The sequence below is a fragment of the Bartonella sp. CL162QHHD genome, assembly GCF_042195435.1.
GTDB lineage: Bacteria > Pseudomonadota > Alphaproteobacteria > Rhizobiales > Rhizobiaceae > Bartonella.
Genome location: NZ_JBHIOG010000063.1, coordinates 1 through 1,086 on the forward strand (window position 1 = coordinate 1; position 1,086 = coordinate 1,086).

The window sequence follows — 1,086 nt, forward strand, 5'->3', positions numbered from 1 at the left end:
CCAAAGGCTACAGCGAAGAAGAAGCTGCTGTCATGGCAAGGAATCCTCAAATGCTTAGTGCGATGCTAACAGGTGGTGATACTCCTAAGTTAAGTCAGGGGTTTCAATGGTATACCAATCCAGAGACTGGTGAACGCGAAATGAGACCGGTAAAGGGGTCTCCACAAGAACTTGAGTATAATCAGAAGCTACAAGCACAGAAAGAGTGGGAGGGTAAAAAGCAAAAAAATATTATTGCCACAAAACATCAGATGAACGCTGGGATAGATGCTATTCGTGATTCGATTGCACTCATTCGCAAACATAAGATTAACGGGTTTAAGGCGTGGGCTACGCGTGGAATTGGAGGAACTCCTGCGAATGAATTAGAAAAATTATTTGATACGATTAAGGGTGGTGCTTTAAAGGCGGTATTTGAGAGCTTAAAATCGATGGATCCTAGAGGAAGTCTTAGTGTTGGTCCTATATCAGATTACGAAAGTCGGACGATGGTAGCAACCTTTGGTTCTTTAGATTCTGCGCGTAATACAAAAGGGCTACTGAAAACTTTAGAAAATCTTGAAATAACATTTAATGCTTTAAATAAGCTTCAGAAAACTGATTTGCATGATTGGATGACGGGGAAGATAACCCCTCAAGAAATCTCTGATAAATATAATACTCAGAAAAAAGGCGTTATGGAGTTTGTGAAGGTATCCAGTCCCAAAGAGAGCGCTAAATTTGAGATAGGAACAAAAATTCAAGATGCAGATGGTAATATTAGAATAAAGAGATACTAAAATGCTTAATCATAAGAATGATAACGTTGGAAAACGTCAGGTTTGGAATGATGATCAGTATCCTATTATTGGACATATAACAGATTATAATAAACGCTCTTCAAATAGTCAGATTTGGAATGATGATCAATATCCTATTATTGGACACATATCAGACTATAACAACCATTCTTATGAGGAAGAAGCAGAACATCCCGAAATAAGTGAAAGTGAAGCCTTTTGGAATTCTTTAAAGCATGGTTTGAGTTTTAATTTAGATGATGAGATTGCGGGGATCACAGCGGCAGGACGTGATTCTGATGATGAG

General features: G+C 38.4%; 2 pseudogenes. Both read left to right on the forward strand.

The features are described 5' to 3' along the window. A pseudogene (locus tag ACFILD_RS06925) lies at positions 1–779 on the forward strand (hypothetical protein); the annotation flags it as partial. A 1-nt stretch (position 780) separates the two neighbouring features. Beyond that, positions 781–1,086 (forward strand): annotated as a pseudogene (locus tag ACFILD_RS06930) (hypothetical protein); the annotation flags it as partial.